Source organism: Variovorax sp. Soil_C_26 (genome assembly GCF_057657075.1).
Genome location: NZ_JBDGJC010000010.1, coordinates 29,124 through 46,155, shown reverse-complemented (window position 1 = coordinate 46,155; position 17,032 = coordinate 29,124). Strand labels below are relative to the sequence as shown.

15 protein-coding genes and 1 tRNA gene are annotated in these 17,032 nt (G+C 62.8%); 1 reads left to right on the top strand and 15 read right to left on the bottom strand.

Annotation, left to right across the window (positions count from 1 at the left end; genetic code table 11):
• Window positions 1-44 precede the first annotated feature (44 nt).
• From wecC to AC3A6G_RS23145, 5 genes are all read right to left on the bottom strand, one after another.
• Window positions 45-1,319, bottom strand: coding sequence for a UDP-N-acetyl-D-mannosamine dehydrogenase (gene wecC / locus AC3A6G_RS23165; protein ID WP_487874672.1), 1,275 nt, complete (start codon window positions 1,317-1,319; stop codon window positions 45-47).
• The gene (gene wecB, locus AC3A6G_RS23160; protein ID WP_487874671.1) at window positions 1,316-2,470 is read right to left on the bottom strand and encodes a non-hydrolyzing UDP-N-acetylglucosamine 2-epimerase; all 1,155 of its coding nucleotides are present in this window, start codon (window positions 2,468-2,470) and stop codon (window positions 1,316-1,318) included. The genes wecC and wecB overlap by 4 nt, the downstream gene beginning before the upstream one ends.
• A 109-nt stretch (window positions 2,471-2,579) precedes the next feature.
• Entirely contained in the window at window positions 2,580-3,740 is a 1,161-nt protein-coding gene (locus AC3A6G_RS23155; RefSeq protein ID WP_487874670.1) for a polysaccharide biosynthesis/export family protein, read from the bottom strand.
• A gap of 169 nt (window positions 3,741-3,909) precedes the next feature.
• Window positions 3,910-4,968 (bottom strand): RNA methyltransferase, encoded by a 1,059-nt coding sequence (locus AC3A6G_RS23150; protein WP_487874728.1) that lies wholly within the window; start codon window positions 4,966-4,968, stop codon window positions 3,910-3,912.
• Window positions 4,969-5,282: 314 nt separating this feature from the next.
• Window positions 5,283-5,876, bottom strand: coding sequence for a DUF308 domain-containing protein (locus AC3A6G_RS23145; protein WP_487874669.1), 594 nt, complete (start codon window positions 5,874-5,876; stop codon window positions 5,283-5,285).
• A gap of 145 nt (window positions 5,877-6,021) precedes the next feature.
• Between AC3A6G_RS23145 and AC3A6G_RS23140 the strand changes: the two genes are divergently transcribed.
• Entirely contained in the window at window positions 6,022-6,966 is a 945-nt protein-coding gene (locus AC3A6G_RS23140) for a LysR family transcriptional regulator (protein WP_487874668.1), read from the top strand.
• A gap of 57 nt (window positions 6,967-7,023) precedes the next feature.
• Here the strand turns inward: AC3A6G_RS23140 and AC3A6G_RS23135 are convergent.
• The 10 genes from AC3A6G_RS23135 to aceA all read right to left on the bottom strand — a co-directional run bounded on the left by AC3A6G_RS23135 (window position 7,024) and on the right by aceA (window position 16,728).
• Window positions 7,024-7,100, bottom strand: a tRNA-Pro gene (locus AC3A6G_RS23135).
• A 26-nt stretch (window positions 7,101-7,126) separates the two neighbouring features.
• Window positions 7,127-7,606 carry a MerR family transcriptional regulator gene (locus AC3A6G_RS23130; RefSeq protein WP_487874667.1) on the bottom strand — a complete coding sequence of 160 codons (480 nt, stop codon included), beginning with the start codon at window positions 7,604-7,606 and terminating at the stop codon, window positions 7,127-7,129.
• Window positions 7,607-7,670: 64 nt separating this feature from the next.
• Window positions 7,671-8,045, bottom strand: coding sequence for an integration host factor subunit alpha (locus tag AC3A6G_RS23125; RefSeq protein ID WP_487860037.1), 375 nt, complete (start codon window positions 8,043-8,045; stop codon window positions 7,671-7,673).
• An 8-nt stretch (window positions 8,046-8,053) separates the two neighbouring features.
• Complete coding sequence (gene pheT, locus AC3A6G_RS23120) at window positions 8,054-10,498, bottom strand: phenylalanine--tRNA ligase subunit beta (protein WP_487874666.1); 2,445 nt, start codon at window positions 10,496-10,498, stop codon at window positions 8,054-8,056.
• Between the two features lie 45 nt (window positions 10,499-10,543).
• Window positions 10,544-11,620, bottom strand: a complete 1,077-nt coding sequence (pheS, locus tag AC3A6G_RS23115; protein WP_487874665.1) for a phenylalanine--tRNA ligase subunit alpha — start codon at window positions 11,618-11,620, stop codon at window positions 10,544-10,546.
• Window positions 11,621-11,734: 114 nt separating this feature from the next.
• On the bottom strand, window positions 11,735-12,094 hold the full coding sequence (gene rplT / locus AC3A6G_RS23110; RefSeq protein WP_012747009.1) for a 50S ribosomal protein L20: 360 nt from the start codon (window positions 12,092-12,094) through the stop codon (window positions 11,735-11,737).
• A gap of 26 nt (window positions 12,095-12,120) precedes the next feature.
• Window positions 12,121-12,324, bottom strand: a complete 204-nt coding sequence (rpmI, locus tag AC3A6G_RS23105; protein ID WP_158720412.1) for a 50S ribosomal protein L35 — start codon at window positions 12,322-12,324, stop codon at window positions 12,121-12,123.
• A gap of 167 nt (window positions 12,325-12,491) precedes the next feature.
• A complete protein-coding gene (gene infC, locus AC3A6G_RS23100; protein ID WP_487860060.1) occupies window positions 12,492-13,103 on the bottom strand; it encodes a translation initiation factor IF-3 in 612 nt (203 codons plus the stop codon).
• A gap of 104 nt (window positions 13,104-13,207) precedes the next feature.
• Window positions 13,208-15,115 (bottom strand): threonine--tRNA ligase, encoded by a 1,908-nt coding sequence (gene thrS / locus AC3A6G_RS23095; RefSeq protein ID WP_487874664.1) that lies wholly within the window; start codon window positions 15,113-15,115, stop codon window positions 13,208-13,210.
• Between the two features lie 281 nt (window positions 15,116-15,396).
• Complete coding sequence (aceA, locus tag AC3A6G_RS23090; RefSeq protein ID WP_487860033.1) at window positions 15,397-16,728, bottom strand: isocitrate lyase; 1,332 nt, start codon at window positions 16,726-16,728, stop codon at window positions 15,397-15,399.
• Window positions 16,729-17,032: the final 304 nt, after the last annotated feature.

The window sequence follows — 17,032 nt, the reverse complement described above, 5'->3', positions numbered from 1 at the left end:
CAGCAGCTCAAGAAAGCTCGAGAACAGAAGTGCTTGAACATCTATTAATCCAAGGCTCCGCAGGCGTCAATCACTACCTTACCTCTGCAAATTTGAGGGAGCTTCTCTACAAACAGTCTGTGCTTGACCAGGATCACCAAAACATCAGCTTGCAAGACTGCTTCCTCAAATTGCGTTATTTCCGGCATGCTCATCAAACTACCCGGCAGCTCCTCAATATTAGGCTCCACAGCGATCAAAGAGGACCCATATTTCTCATATAGGACTTTTACAATTTCGACGCTAGGGCTTTCTCGCAGGTCATCGATATCAGGCTTGAAGGCCAAACCGAGACAGGCAATCCTAAGCTGATCTAAGCTCTTGCGCTCTCTTTTAAGCAGTTCCGCAACGGCGTGCTCCACCTTTTTGACCACCCACACAGGTTTTCTGTCATTAACGTTGCGCGCCTCGCGAATTAGTCGTGCTGAGTTTGGCGCGGCACTGACGATAAACCATGGATCCACCGCAATGCAGTGACCGCCCACGCCCGGTCCAGGCTGAAGGATATTTACCCTGGGATGGCGATTTGCCAGTCGTATTAACTCCCACACATTAATTTCTTGCTCGTCGCAGATTATCGACAATTCATTTGCGAACGCAATATTAACATCGCGGAAACTATTTTCCGTCAGTTTGCACATTTCTGCAGTTCGCGCGTTTGTCTCCACGCATTCGCCCAACAAAAAAATCTTGTAAAGAGAAATTGCGGCTTCTGCGCATTTCGTTGTCATCCCGCCGATCACCCGATCGTTCTGCACAAGCTCGCGCAAAACATGTCCTGGTAATACCCGTTCAGGGCAATAGGCGACTCTGATATCCGAAGCATCCCCGTGGCTCTGCGGAAAGGTAAGATCCGGTCTTGCTCGCGCAAGCCAACCAGCCATTTGCTCGGTCGCCCCCACCGGTGAGGTGGACTCCAGAATGACGAGGTCACCCTTCTTGAGCACCGGTGCAATCGAGAGACTTGCCGCTTCGATATAGCTCAAGTCAGGCTCATGATCACCAGTCGGACCGCTTTTGAAGGGGGTCGGAACGGCAATGAGGAAAGCATCCGCCGGCTCCGCGCGGGTGGTCGCGCGCAAGTACCCCTCGGTGACTGCCGCATGCACCACGATGTCGAGATCCGGCTCGACGATGTGGATCTGCCCACTGTTGATGGTGTCTACAGCCTTTTGATTGACGTCCACACCAATGACCTTGACCTTGCGCGATGCAAGAACGGCGGCAGTTGGAAGGCCGATATACCCGAGGCCAATAACGGAAATGGTCTTGAAAGTCATGCGATCGCAGTTTGAGGAAGGGACAGGTTGGTCTTGGCTTGCAGCAATACCTCGCCGATGCGCTGGCATGCGTGTCCATCGCCGTAGGGGTTGTGCGCATGGGCCATCGCTTGATACGCCTCAGCGTCGGTCAGCAGCGCGTGGGTTTGGGCCACAATCCTGTGCGCATCGGTGCCCACCAGTTTCACGGTGCCGGCAGCCACGGCCTCTGGACGCTCCGTGGTATCTCGCATCACCAGCACCGGCTTTCCGAGCGAAGGTGCTTCCTCCTGGATGCCGCCCGAATCCGTCAAGATCAAGGCGCTACGGTCCATCAGGTAGACGAACGGCAGGTAATCGAGCGGCTGAATCAGATGCACATTGCCGATGTTGCCCAGTAAGCGCCGCACCGGTTCCTGCACTTGGGGGTTGAGGTGCACCGGGTACACCACCTGTACATCGGCGTGATTGGTTGCAATGCGTGCGAGCGCCTCGCAGATGCGCTCGAACCCCCCGCCGAAGTTCTCTCGACGATGCCCGGTCACGAGAACAAGACGCTTGGCCGGATCGATGAAGCGAAATTGGTCCGCAAAGCTTTGCTGCAGAACCGGGTCGCTCTTTATCCGATCTCGCACCTGCAGCAGTGCGTCGATCACGGTATTTCCAGTCACATGCACCGTATGCGGCGCCACCCCCTCTGCCAGGAGGTTGTCACGAGAAGCACTGGTCGGGGCAAAGTGCCAATGCGCCAGAACACTTGTCAGCTTTCGATTGGCCTCTTCAGGCCACGGCGAGTAGAGATTGCCAGTGCGAAGCCCAGCTTCGACGTGACCCACTGGAATGCGTTGATAGAAGGCAGCAAGCGTGGCAGCCAGCGTGGTGGAGGTGTCGCCGTGAACGAGCACAGCGTCGGGTCGCCACTTACTCAAAGTCTCCTTCAATCCCTGCAGCACTCCTGCCGTGATGTCGGTCAGATCCTGGCCCGGCTTCATAAGATTGAGATCGAAATCCGGTGTGATCTCGAAGAGATTAAGCACCTGGTCCAGCATTTCGCGATGCTGGGCAGTCACACAAACCCGGGTTTCAAAGGCCGGCAAGGTCTGCAAATGCTTGACGAGAGGCGCCATTTTGATGGCCTCTGGCCGGGTTCCGAACACGAGGAGGATCTTCATAAGCGCACGAATTGGGAGACGCTGCGCCGAGGCAATGACCCCGACGAGCGGCAGAAAAGAAAAGCCGGCTGCATTCGCGAATAGCCCAATGCAGCCGAGGTCACCAGGATCAGCGGAATCGGTCCGCCGTCTCTCCGCCCAAATTCACCACCTGCGCAGCAGGCAAGATCAAGCTGATCACGCGGTTCCACCTCACGAGCGGAACCGGGTCGACATACACCACGTCTTGCGGTTCGAGCCTGAACTGCCTGGCCAGCACCAGGGCCGCCGGGTTCTTGGCGTCGAGGTGAAAGATCGCGGGCAGCCCGGTGGCGCCCTGGCGAATGACGAAGATCTGGCCAGGGTTGGACGTGGTCAGGATCGGCCCGCCCGCTTCGCCCAGTGCTTCATTCAGGTTGAGGCGGCCGTTGCTGCGCATCGTCAGCGCCGAGGGACGCAGGATTTCGCCCATCACGTACACCTTGGCGTCTTCGCGGTTGGCGATGCGGACGGTGTCACCGTTCTTCAGCGGAATGTCGTTGCCGTCGCGGCCGGCTTCGCGCAGGCGCGTGAGGTCGATGTCGATCGAGTTGCCGTCGCGCACCAGGGTCACCGCGGCGCGGTTGCCGTTGGCGGTGATGCCGCCCGCACGGTTGATGGCCTCGCTCAGCGTCATCGGCAGGTCGGTGACGATCTGCGAACCAGGCGAGCGAACTTCGCCTTCCACATACACGCGGCGGCTTCTGAACGACTGGATGCGCACGGTCACTTCGGGCTCGCGCACCTGGGTGACGATGAGCTTGGAGATCAGCTCGCCAGCCTCGGCTTCGGTGAGCCCGGCCACGCGAACGCGGCCGACATACGGAAACGCGATCTCGCCTGACGAATCGACGATGAAGCCGGGCGCCACGCTCACGCCCGTGGGGTCGGCCTGCTGCGAGATCACGGCGCCCGCGTTGGGCAGCAGCTCGGGGTGGTCATACACGATGACGCCGACGACGTCGCCCGGGCCGATGGTGTAGCGCTGCGGCTTGCCGAACAGCGCGCTCACTTCGGGCGGCAAGGCCGTGGGCGCGGTCTTGGCGAAGGTGCGCACCAGCGCGGGGGTGATGGGGGTGATGCGGTCTTCGGGCGCCGCATCGGGGAGGTACTGAAACTTGGGTGGGAGGTCTTCGGCAACCTGGTAGGGCTCTGCAGTGCCCATACCCGGAACCACGGCACAGCCTTGCAGCACGGCCAGCACCAACAACCCAGCGACGGCCGCTGCAGCCGCGTTTACTTCTCGAATCAAGACAGACCTCTACGTTTTGTTTCTTTTTGAGCGACATGCTCACAGAGGACCCGCTGTCGCTGAATGCCTCGTTCTCGCTCGGATTTTATCTTTCGTTGCAAAACGTTTGGGATTGAGACCGTTGCCAGGGCGACTCGAATGCCAACTAATTGACGACTATTACCTTTTGCTACCCAACACTTCGGAAATATGACAGCGGCTGGATGTATGCACGTTGGCGCTCGATCACGTGCTGTGCCGCCCGCGCTCTCAACTGACCGCAACCGCCCTCTACGTCCTGCCCTGCCGAATCGCGCAGCTTGGTGAGAATGCCGCGCTGGTGCAACGTGTGGGCGATCTGCTTGCAGCGCACCCAAGCGGGGCGTGCGAAAGCCACGCCATCGACCGCGTTGAACGGAATGATGTTGAGCACGCCGTACTTGCCCGAAAGCAACGCGACGATGCCGTCGATCTCGTCCTCGCCGTCGTTGACGCCTTCGAGCAGCGTCCACTGGTACTGAATGGGGTACCCAGTGCTGCGGGCGTAGCGCTCGCCTGCGTCGACCAGCTCGTCGGGCGTCATGGCGGGCGCACGCGGCAAGAGGCGCTTGCGCAGTTCGGCCTTGGTGGTGTGCAGCGACAAGGCAAGCGCAGGCTTCACGCGTTCACGCGGCAGCCGCTCGAACACGCGTGGATCGCCGACCGTGGAGAACACGAGGTTCTTATGGCCTATGTTGCCGATGGTGCCGAGCAGCTCAATGGCCTCGAGCACGTTGTCGAGGTTGTGCGCGGGCTCGCCCATGCCCATGAAGACGACCTTGCGCACGGGGCGCCGCGTGCGCGCAAGGGCAACCTGGGCCACGATCTCGGCACTGCCAACCTGCCGGATCAAGCCATCACGGCCGGTCATGCAGAACTGGCATCCCACGGCGCAGCCGACCTGTGACGAAACGCAAAGTCCGTCTCGAGGCAGCAACACACTTTCGACGGTTTGCCCGTCGGCCAAGGCAACAAGCAGGCGCTCGGCGCCGTCGGCACCAGGGTGAACGGCCTGGATGCGAGCGAGCCCCGCTAGCTCGGCTTCGATCGCTGGCAGCTCGGCGAGCAAGGTAGACGGGAAGAAGGTCTCCGGCAGGCGCCTGCCGCTGCCTCGGGGCAATGCATGCGACCACAGGCGCAAGATGCGCTGCTCGTGGCTTGGGCCAGCGCCAGCATCGCGCAGTCGGCGTTTCAGCTCTTGGATTCGCATCAGCGACAATTGTGCAAGGCCCGGGCGGTGGGACATGAAAAAGCCCGCGCTGAGACCAGGCGGGCTTGTTCGGAATTTGGTCGTGAACTCTTACGCGGTCCACGCTACGGCAAATATTCTTTTGCGGAAGTCATTGTTGTTTTTCTCGTCGTAGTGACTTCGACGCGCTGGTGTGAGATTCAGCTTGCCTGGCCAGGCAACGCTCAGCATTGTGAGCGAGAGTGGATTGTAGCAGACCGTGACGTCGGCCTGCCGCGTACGGCGAAGGCAGGCTGGCGGCGGTAACGGTCTCGCGCAGATCTGGCATGTTGATGTCAAGCATGGATGGACAAGGCTTTGTGGCGGCGCAAATCCGACACCGTCAGCGAGATGGCCGAGACGAAAAAATACAAGGCACCAAAGGCCGCGTAAGGAGCAATGTCCGCAATGCTGGGCAGCTTGGGGCCGCTTGCCTGCTTGAGGAATATGACGCCCGCCAGCGCCGATTGAGCTCCGCTCAGGATCATCGCCCATTGCGCCGCATGGCTTTTCCAGCGCCGCACCGCTGTCGCGAGCTGAAAGAGCCCGGCCAGAGCCGCCCAGACCCCATACACGACGAGCACCGCATTCATGCTCTTCCCGAGCGCGATGGCGACCGCGACTGCCGTCAGGGCGCTGACGCCAACATTGATAGCCTGCGTTGCGTTTCGCTTCATCCCTCCACTGCGCAGTGCATCGACAAAATTGGCGCCGGCGTCCCAGAGCGGATAGGCAAGAAGCAAGGCAGCAGAAATGGCAGCGTTGCTCGTGCCCAGCGCGAACGCGGCAACGACCCAGGCAACTGAAAATGTTGCCCGAGAAAAATAGTAGCGCTTCAACCATTGGTTTTTCTTCGGCGGCGCGGGTGGATCAAAGTTGCTGTCGGACATGTGTTCTCCTTGTCGATACGGGTGTTGGGCAGGTTCGCCCTCGGCTGCCGCAACTTTGAACGCCGAAGCAATTTCCCGGTAGGCGGCCGAAGGCACTTTCACTACCAAGCTAAGCTTACGAACCGCATCCCGACGAGAGGAATTCATGTCTTATTTGCGTGGCATCGAGACGTTTGTGCGGGCGGTGGAAGGCGGCAGCATCGCCGCTGCGGCACGCCATCTGGGCATCAGCGCTGCGGCCGCCAGCCAGAACCTGGGTCGGCTCGAAAAAGAACTCGGCACGCGGCTGCTGACGCGCACGACCCGCTCGCAGGCACTGACGGCTGCGGGTGAGGTGTACTTCGCCCAGGTCAGGCCCTTGATCGATGGACTGGCCTACGCCAAGTCCGAACTCTCGGCGCTGCACGATGTGGTGCAGGGTCGGCTCAAGCTCTCATGCTCTGCGGCCTTTGGTCGCCACGTAGTGGCACCGCTGATGCCGGCCTTCCTGTCGCGCTATCCACAGGTAAACCTCGAGTTGCTGATGGCAGACCGCGATGTAGACCACGTGAAAGAGGATGTAGACGCCAGCATCCGATACCGCGATGTGCTGGGCCCAGGCCTGGTGGCACGGCGCATAGCCACTTCCCCCATCCTGCTGTGCGCGGCGCCAGGCTACCTCCATCAGCATGGTCGCCCCACCACGCCTGAGGATCTGGCATCGCACTCCTGCTTGACGTTTCGCAGGCCAATGGACGGGCGCGTTGTGGAATGGCCGTTTCTGCGCGACGGTGTGCGTTTTGCGCCGACCCTCCGCACTGCGACGGTTTGCAACGACATCGACACCCTGGCCGCCTTGGTCGTGGCCGGTGCAGGCGTGACCCGACTCAGCAGCTTCATTGCCAACCCTCTGATCGCCGCCGGCCTGCTGGAGCCGTTGTTTCTGGCCGGTGCCGAACCGGCGCCGGCGCTTGCCGACCCGGGGCCCTTGGAGTACTTCGTCTGCTTCCGCGACCGCAAGCATCTGCCCGGGCCAGTGCGGGCGTTCGTCGACTTCATCGCAGACGCCCTGCAGGATCATCCATTGCTGCAAGCTCCGGCGTGGCGATAAAGTTTCCAATGAAAAAGGGCGTCCGGTCGATGAAACCGGACGCCCTTGGACGTTTGTTGGTCGGTGTGAAAGGATTCGAACCTTCGACCCCTTGCACCCCATGCAAGTGCGCTACCAGGCTGCGCCACACACCGAAGCCAGCGATTATAGCCGGCAGAAATCAGCGTCCGACGGACAGCAGTTCACGAATTTCGAAAAGCTCGCGCCGAAGGTGCATCAGCTGCGTGGGATCGATGGTGTTCACGGCACGCGGTGCAGCAACTGCGCTGGCCTCGGCTTCTTCGTCCTGGTGGATGGCCGCTTCGAAGGCCTCGTGATCGATCTCGACGGCTTCCATGCCCTCGAGCGGCACCACGCCGGACTTGCGGCGGTCGCGCTCGCCCTGCACGAGTTCTTGCAGCTTGTTGCGCGCGCCGCTGATCGTGAAGCCCTGGTCGTAGAGCAGGTCGCGGATGCGGCGGATCATGAGCACCTCGTGGTGCTGGTAGTAGCGCCGGTTGCCGCGCCGCTTCATGGGGCGCAGCTGCGTGAACTCTTGCTCCCAATAGCGAAGCACGTGCGGCTTGACGCCGCAGAGCTCGCCGACCTCACCGATGGTGAAGTAGCGTTTGACGGGAATGGGCGGGAGTGTTTTCTCCATTGAAATCAAGACCGTGCGCAGCAAACCTTAGAGATTACTCTACGCACGCGCGCCGCAACAAGCACTATTCGGCGCCCAGGCTCCACTCGACCTCGGCGGTGCCGCTCGGCTGCTCGGCGCTCCCCTGGATCTGCTCTTTGAGCTTGGCGCTCGCATGAAAGGTCGCGACGCGGCGCTCGCCGATCGGGATGGCTTCGCCGGTGCGCGGATTGCGGCCCGGGCGCGGCGCCTTCACGCGGATCTGGAAGTTGCCGAAGCCCGAGATCTTGACGTCGGAACCTTCGATGAGGCTGTTGGCGATGAGGTCGAAGAAGGCCTCGACCATGTCCTTCGACTCGCGCTTGTTGAGGCCGATCTGCTCGAACAGCAGGTCGGCCAGGTGCGCCTTGGTGAGCGCGGGCGTCTCGAGGGCCTCGAGCGTGAATTCCGCAGCGTTCATTTTTTTCATCACCCCCTGAGGCGTGCGCCGAGCTGGGCGCCCAGTTGTTCGACGATGGCGCGCACGGCCGGTTCGACCTGCTCGTCCGTGAGCGTGGCGCTGTCGTCCTGAAAGCTCAGGCGCACCGCCATGCTCTTCTCTCCCTGCGCGAGGCCGCCGGATGTGGTTGCTGATACGCCGTCGCGCGCAGGCTGTGGGCGATAGATGTCGAACAGCGTGGCGTCACGCAGCAACCCCTGCGCGGCGGCCGCCGATTGGATGGCCTGCATCAGCGCATTGTGCGTGACAGCCTCGGCCACGACCACGGCAATGTCGCGCTCGACCGCCTGGTTCCTGGGCACCGGCCGCGCCACCGGCACAGGACGCGCGGTGACGGCATCGAGCTCGAGCTCGAACACGATGGGCGCCGAGGCGAGATCCCACTTCTGGCGCCAGCGCGGATGCAGCTCGCCGACGACGCCGATGGCCTTGCCGTCGAGCAGCACGCGTGCGGAGCGCCCCGGGTGCAGCGCAGGATGCTCGGCCGGCTCGAAGCTCGGCACCCGCGGTGCGAGCAGCGCTTCGACGTCGCCCTTCGCGTCGTAGAAGTCGACGCGCTGCGGCTTGCCGTCCCAGCGCGATGCCTCGGCGTCGCCCCAGGCAAGGCCCGCCACGCGCATGGGCTGGTGAATGCCGCGCACGGTGCTGTCGGTGGTGAGCACGCTGTCGTCGCGCAGAAAGACGCGGCCGACTTCGAACACGCGCACGCGCGGCGCCTTGCGGTCCAGGTTGAACTTGAGCACCTGCAGCAGCGAGCCGACGAGCGACGAGCGCATGACGCTCATCTGGCTGGCGATGGGGTTGAGCAGCTTCACGGGATTGGCATTGCCCGCAAGGTCTTGCTCCCAGTGCGCCTCGACGAAGCTGAAGTTGATGGTTTCCTGGTAGCCGAGCGCCGCCAAGCTGCGGCGTACCGCGAAGCGGCTGCGCTGCGCCTCGGGCCGCACGCGTGCGGTGATGGGCGCGAGCGGCGCGGTGGTCGGCAGGTTGTTGAAGCCGATCAGGCGCGCCACTTCTTCGATGAGGTCTTCCTCGATCAGCAGGTCGAAGCGGTGCGGCGGCGGCGTGACGGTCAGGGTGCCCTCGCCTTCGCTCAGCGCAAAGCCGAGGCGGCGCAGCGCATCGGCGCATTGCGCCTGCGTGAGCGGCATGCCGATGACGCGCGCGGCACGCGCCACGCGCAACGTGACGGGCATGGCTTCGGGCACGCGCAAAATCTTGTCGTCCATGGCGCCGGCCTGGCCGCCGCAGATCTCGATGACGAGCTGGGTGATGCGCTCGATGATCTCCACCGTGCGGCTCGGATCCACGCCGCGCTCGTAGCGGTGGCCGGCATCGGTCGAGAAATTGAAGCGGCGCGAACGGCCCTGCACCGCCTCGGGCCACCAGAAGGCTGCCTCGATGTAGATGTTGCGCGTGTCGTCGGACACGGCGGTGGCGTCGCCGCCCATGATGCCGGCGAGCGATTCGACGGCCTGGTCGTCGGCGATCACGCCGACCTTGTCGTCGACGCCGATGGTGTTGCCATTGAGCAGCTTGAGCTGCTCGCCCGCCTTGCCCCAGCGCACGGTGAGCCCGCCGTGGATCTTGTCGAGGTCGAAGATGTGGCTGGGCTGGCCGTACTCGAACATGACGTAGTTCGAGATGTCGACCAGCGGCGTGACGCTGCGCTGGCCACAGCGCGCGAGTCGCTCGACCATCCACGCGGGCGTGGCCACCTGGGTGTTCACGCCGCGCACGATGCGGCCCGAGAAGCGGCCGCAGAGTTCGGGCGCCTCGACCTTCACGGGCAGCACGTCGGCGAACGACGTTGCCACGGGTGCGATGGCCGGTGTCTTGAGCGGTGCGCCGGTGAGCGCCGCGAGTTCGCGCGCCACGCCATACACGCTGAGGCCGTGGGCGAGGTTGGGCGTGAGCTTCAGCGTGAGCAGCGCGTCGTCGAGCTTGAGCACCTCGCGCACGTCGGCACCCACGGGCGCGTCGACGGCCAGTTCGAGCAGGCCGCCGTGGTCTTCGCTCAGGTGCAGCTCGCGCGCCGAGCACAGCATGCCCTGGCTTTCAACGCCGCGCAGCTTGCCGAGCTTGATGAGAAAGGGCTTGCCGTCTTCACCGGGCGGCAGCTCGGCGCCGACCAGCGCGCAAGGCACCTTGATGCCGACGCGCGCATTGGGCGCGCCGCAGACGATGTTGAGCAAGGCGCCCTGCCCCGCGTCGACCTGGCAGACTCGCAGCCGGTCGGCGTTGGGGTGCTGCACCGCTTCCTTGATCTCGCCGACGACGATGCGGCTGAACGGCGGCGCCACGGGGCGGCGCTCCTCGACCTCGAGGCCGCCCATGGTGAGCGTTTCGGCCAGTGCGGCGCTGTCGAGCGGGGGATTGCAGAACTCGCGCAGCCAGGATTCCGGGAATTGCATCTCTTCGATCTCGTATTCGGTAGGTGTGTGTCTGGAGCGTGGTGCTTACTGGAACTGCGAGAGAAAGCGCAAGTCGCCGTCGAAGAAGAGCCGCAGGTCGTTCACGCCGTAGCGCAGCATGGTGAGCCGGTCGGGCCCCATGCCGAACGCAAAGCCGATGTAGCGCTCGGGGTCGAGCCCCATGTTGCGCACCACGTTCGGATGCACCTGACCCGAACCCGCCACCTCGAGCCAGCGCCCGGCCAGCGGGCCGCTCGCAAACTGGATGTCGATCTCGGCGCTGGGCTCGGTAAACGGGAAGAAGCTCGGGCGGAAGCGCAGCACCAGGTCGTCGCGCTCGAAGAAGGTACGGCAGAAGTCGGTGAAGACGACCTTCAGGTCCTTGAAGCTCACGTTCTCGCCGAGCCACAGGCCTTCGCACTGGTGGAACATGGGCGAGTGCGTGGCGTCGCTGTCGACGCGGTAGGTGCGGCCTGGCGCGATCACGCGGATCTCGGGCGCCTTGGCGGTGCCGGTGCTGTCGGCCGCGGCGGCTTCGAACTCGGCCGCGTACTTCTTGATGTGCTGGTGCGCATAGCGAACCTGCATCGGGCTGGTGTGCGGACGCAGGTTGTACGGAATGCCGTCTTCGCCGTTCAGGTCGACGTAGAAGGTGTCCTGCATCGAGCGCGCAGGATGGTTCGGCGGGTTGTTGAGCGAGGTGAAGCTGTGCCAGTCGCTCTCGACTTCGGGGCCGTCAGCCACGTCGAAGCCCATGCTCGAGAAGATCTCCTCGATGCGCTCGAGCGTGCGGCTCACCGGGTGCAGGCCACCGGCGGTGCGGCGGCGCCCCGGCAGGCTCACGTCGAGCGCCTCGGCGCGCAGCTGCAGCGAAAGCTCTTCGTCGGCCAGCTGCTGGCGGCGCTCGGTCAGCGCGGACTCGATGGCCTGCTTGGCCACGTTGATCGCGGCACCGCGCGACTTCTTCTCGTCGACGCTCAGCGAGGCCATGCCCTTCATCAGCTCGGTGATGCGGCCCGACTTGCCGAGGAACTGCGCCTTGGCGTTCTCGAGTTCGGCGGGCGTCTTGGCCTGGGCAAAGGCGGCGCCTGCGGTGGCGACCAGGGAGTCCAACTCGTTCATAGCAACAACAACAAATTTCGAGGGGAAATAAAAAAGAGCTGGAGCTTTTTCAAGCGCCAGCCCTTGAGCCGTGGGCGCAGGAGCCGCCCGAAGGCAGCGCCCTGCTGTGCAGAATCAAGCAGCCAGCTTGGCCTTGACCTGCTCCACGATGCCGGCAAAAGCCGCCTTGTCGTGCACGGCGATGTCCGCAAGCATCTTGCGGTCGATCTCGATCCCGGCCTTGCGGATGCCGTTGGCGAACTGGCTGTAGGTCAGGCCCAGTTCACGCGAGGCGGCGTTGATACGCGCGATCCACAGTTGACGGAACACGCGCTTCTTGGTGCGGCGGTCACGGTAGGCATATTGCCCAGCCTTCATCACCGCCTGTTTGGCGATGCGGAAGACATTGCCGCGGCGACCGCGGAAACCCTTGGCGAGTGCGAGAACTTTTTTGTGGCGGGCGCGAGCCGTTACACCACGTTTGACGCGAGGCATGTGATTACTCCTTGTTCGTCAGTTGATCAAATGCCCATGCCGGGCAACATCGCGGCCATCGAAACCATGTTGGTCTCGTGGACTGCGGTTGCACCACGCAGGTGACGCTTGTTCTTGGTGGTCTTCTTGGTCAGGATGTGACGCTTGAAGGCTTGACCGCGCTTGACGGTGCCACCGGGACGAACGCGGAAACGTTTTTTCGCGCTGCTCTTGGTCTTCATTTTGGGCATGTGAATGCTCCTTTAGTTTGTGCTCGTGAGGCGCCGCGGATACTCCACGGACTTGTTGGCCCCGAGACACTTCTTCATCCCGCTGCTGCCTGCGCTTCTTGCGAAGTGCCGGCAACAGCGAAATCCCTTCGATAACCTTCCCTGTCACGCCCTTGCGGGCGTTTCGCTCAGGCCGACGCGGGCGCCGGCGTTTCCGACGAAGCCGGCTTGGGGCTGGCGCCCGGCTTCTTGCGGCCCGGTGCGATCATCATGATCATCTGCCGGCCCTCGAGCTTCGGAAACTGCTCGACGACGATCGTGTCGCCCAGCTCTTCGCGAATGCGCTGCAGCAGGGCCAGACCGAGTTCCTGGTGCGTGATTTCGCGGCCGCGGAAGCGGAGCGTGATCTTGCACTTGTCACCCTCTTCAAGAAAGCGCCGAATGTTGCGCATCTTGATGTTGTAGTCGCCGTCGTCGGTGCCGGGCCGGAACTTGATTTCCTTGACCTCGATGACCTTCTGCTTCGACTTCGCCTCGGCCGCCTTCTTCTGCTCGTGGTACTTGAACTTGCCGTACTCGATCAGGCGGCAGACCGGCGGATTGGCCGCCGCGACGACCTCAACCAGATCCACATCGGCCTCACCGGCAAGGCGCAAGGCCTCGGAGAGACTCATGACACCCATTGGCTCGTTTTCCGGGCCGACAAGGCGGACTTCCGGGGCCATGATTTCCCGGTTCAGGCGGTGTTGGCGTTCCTCGCGGTGGCGGCGGTCGCGAAATGCAGTAGCGATGGTCAGAATCCTTCAAAAATTGCTACAAAATCTGTAGCGGACGCCGGGTCAGCCCTCGCGGACAAGCGGCAAAATGGTTCGAAAAGCACACTTTGGGGTGCCTCGCGGACAAATCAACGCTTGTCAGCAACATCCTGGACGAGCCGTTGCATGAACGATTCGAGGGACATTGCACCGAGGTCTTGATTGCCCCGGGCGCGCACTGCGACGGCACCAGCTTCCTTCTCTTTGTCGCCGACGACGAGGATATAGGGAAGCTTTTGCAACGAATGCTTGCGTATTTTATACGTAATCTTCTCGTTGTGCAGATCCAGCTGAACCCTAAGCCCTTGATTCTGCAGCGTTTTCGCCACTGCGCTGGCGTAATCGGCCTGCCCTTCGCTGATATTGAGCACCGCCACCTGCACCGGCGCGAGCCATGCGGGCAGCGCGCCGGCGTGATGCTCGATGAGCATGCCGATGAAGCGTTCGAGGCTGCCGACGATCGCGCGGTGCAGCATAACGGGGTTGGCGCGGCCACTCGATTCCGTGACGTATTCGCCGCCCAGCCGCTCGGCCGTGTTGAAGTCGACCTGCATCGTGCCGCACTGCCATTGGCGGCCGAGTGCGTCCTTCAGCGTGTATTCGATCTTGGGGCCATAGAAGGCGCCATCGCCGGGCGAGATGATGAAGTCGACGCCCGAGCGGCGCAGCGCCTCCATGACGGCATGCTCGGCCTTGTCCCAGAGTTCGTCCGAGCCGACGCGGTTGTCGGGCCGCGTCGCGACCTTGTAGAGAATGTCCGTGAAGCCGAAGTCGGCGTACACCTTCTGCAGCTGCGCCGTGTAGGCCACGCACTCTTCGAGGATCTGGTCTTCCGTGCAGAAGATGTGGCCGTCGTCCTGCGTGAAGCCGCGCACGCGCATGATGCCGTGCAGCGCGCCGCTCGGTTCGTTGCGGTGGCACTGGCCGAACTCGCCGTAGCGCAGCGGCAGGTCGCGGTAGCTGCGCAGGTCGCTCTTGAAGATCAGCACATGGCCGGGGCAGTTCATCGGCTTGAGCGCGTATTCGCGCTTTTCCGACTCCGTCGTGAACATGTTGTCGCGGTAGTTCTGCCAGTGGCCCGTCTTCTCCCACAGGCTCTTGTCGAGGATCTGCGGGCCCTTCACTTCCCAGTAGCCCGTGTCGCGGTAGATGGCGCGCATGTACTGCTCGACCTGCTGCCAGATCGCCCAGCCCTTGGGGTGCCAGAACACCACGCCCGGCGCCACTTCGTCGATGTGGAACAGGTCGAGTTCCTTGCCGAGCTTGCGGTGGTCGCGCTTCTCGGCCTCCTCGATGCGCTGGATGTACTGGTCGAGCTGCTTCTTGTCGGCCCAGGCCGTGCCGTAAATGCGCTGCAGCTGCTCGTTCTTGGCGTCGCCGCGCCAGTAGGCGCCGGCCAGCTTCGTGAGCTTGAAGACCTTCAGGAAGCGCGTGTTCGGCACGTGCGGGCCGCGGCACATGTCGACGTATTCCTGGTGGTAGTACAGGCCCATGGCCTGCTCGTCGGGCATGTCTTCGACGAGGCGCAGCTTGTAGTCTTCGCCGCGCGACTTGAAGACCTCGATCACCTCGGCGCGCGGCGTCATCTTCTTGACGACGTCGTAGTCCTGCGCGATCAGCTCGCGCATGCGCGCCTCGATGGCCGCCATGTCCTCGGGCGTGAAGGGGCGCTCGTACGAGATGTCGTAGTAGAAGCCTTCCTCGATCACCGGGCCGATCACCATCTTGGCCGTCGGATAGAGCTGCTTCACGGCATGGCCGACCAGGTGAGCCGTCGAGTGGCGGATGATCTCCAGGCCCTCGTCGTCCTTGGGCGTGATGATCTGCAGCTTGGCGTCGTGGTCGATGACGTCGCTGGCATCGACGAGGCGGCCGTCGACCTTGCCGGCCACCGTCATCTTGGCAAGGCCCGGGCCGATGGACTGGGCGACTTCGGCCACCGAAACCGGGCCGGGAAACTCGCGGCGCGAGTTGTCGGGAAGCGTGATCTGGATCATGTGAAAAACCTGCTGAGAAAAAGCAAAAAGCGCGGGGGTTGGCCGCGCTTTGCTGGGGTCTGGTTGGCTGGAAGAACCAGCGCGCGCGGCCTAACGGGCCGTCTCGACGAAGCTGCCTTCTTCGAGACGGACAACCAGTGCGGTGTCCGTAGTTCGCGGTGTCATAACCAGATTGCCTTTCTCGCCCTTGTTGACGTAGGAAAGCGCCGATTCTAGCCGCAGAGACGCAAAAAAGCCCGGCACGCGGGCCGGGCTTCATTCGAGCGAGACCGCCTGCCCGATCAGTGGAACTGTTCTTCCTCGGTCGAACCGGTCAGCGCCTTGACGCTGGACGCGCCGCCCTGCACCACGGTGGTGACGTCGTCGAAGTAGCCGGCGCCGACTTCCTGCTGGTGCGACACGAAGGTGTAGCCCAGTTCGCGCGCCGCGAATTCCGGCTCCTGCACCATTTCAACGTAGTGCTTCATGCCTTCGCCGCGCGCATAGGCGTGCGAGAACTTGAAGGTGTTGTACCAGTTGCTGTGGATGCCGGCCAGCGTGATGAACTGGTACTTGTAGCCCATCGCCGAAAGCTCGTCCTGGAACGAAGCGATGGTCTTGTCGTCGAGGTGCTTCTTCCAGTTGAACGACGGCGAGCAGTTGTAGCTCAGCAGCTTGCCCGGGAACTTGGCGTGCATGGCATCGGCGAACTCGCGCGCGAAACCCAAGTCCGGCGTGCCGGTTTCGCACCACACGAGGTCGGCCACTTCGGCATAGGCCAGGCCGCGGCTGATGGCCTGCTCCGACCCGTTCCTGACGCGGAAGAAGCCCTCTTGCGTGCGCTCGCCGGTGAGGAAAGGCTTGTCGTTGGCATCGTGGTCTGAGGTGATCAGGTTGGCGGCCTCGGCGTCGGTGCGGGCCAGCACGATGGTCGGCACGCCCATCACGTCGGCGGCAAAACGCGCGGCCTGCAGCTTCTCGACCGCTTCGTGCGTCGGCACCAGGACCTTGCCGCCCATGTGGCCGCACTTCTTGACGGCGGCCAGCTGGTCTTCGAAGTGCACGCCCGCAGCGCCCGCGGCGATCATGTTCTTCATCAGCTCGAAGGCGTTGAGCACGCCGCCGAAGCCGGCTTCCGCATCGGCCACGATCGGCAGGAAGAAGTCGATGAACTCCTTGTCGCCGGGATTCAGGCCACGGCCCCACTGGATTTCGTCGGCGCGCTTGAAGGTGTTGTTGATGCGGCGGACCATGGCCGGCACCGAGTCGTAAGCGTAGAGCGACTGGTCGGGGTACATCGTCTCCGAGGTGTTGCCGTCGGCAGCCACTTGCCAGCCCGACAGGTAGACGGCTTCGAGGCCGGCCTTGGCCTGCTGCAGCGCCTGGCCGCCCGAGATGGCGCCGAAGGAGTTGACGTAGCCCTTCTTGGCGCCGCCGTTGATCAGGTCCCACAGCTTTTCGGCGCCGCGGCGCGCGAGCGTGTTCTCGATCGGCAGCGAGCCGCGCAGGCGGACCACGTCGGCGGCGCTGTAGTTGCGCTTGATGCCCTTCCAGCGCGGGTTGGTGGCCCAGTCTTTCTCGAGGGCGGCAATCTGCTGTTCGCGGCTCAGTTGTTCGGTAAGGGTCTGGGGCATGGTCACTCCGTGAGGTTGTTGAAGGCATCGGCCGCTGGGGCCTTGGCATCCACTTTAAACCTGTGCACCACTCTTATGTCTTATAGAAGACATATTTTTGCATCAACAAAATCAACAACTTAGACGCGTATCCCTCTATATGAAATAGTCTTTCTCATATTGAGAAAAAATATTGCAGCGCAGCAGGTGCCCATTCCGCATTGTGGAGTCAATCTTTCAGTGTGAAAAATGGCGCGGCCTCGAACACGCGCCGTGCGGCCCTGGGTGTCGAGCGGCTGGGGCATCATCGGCGGCTCCTTGTTCA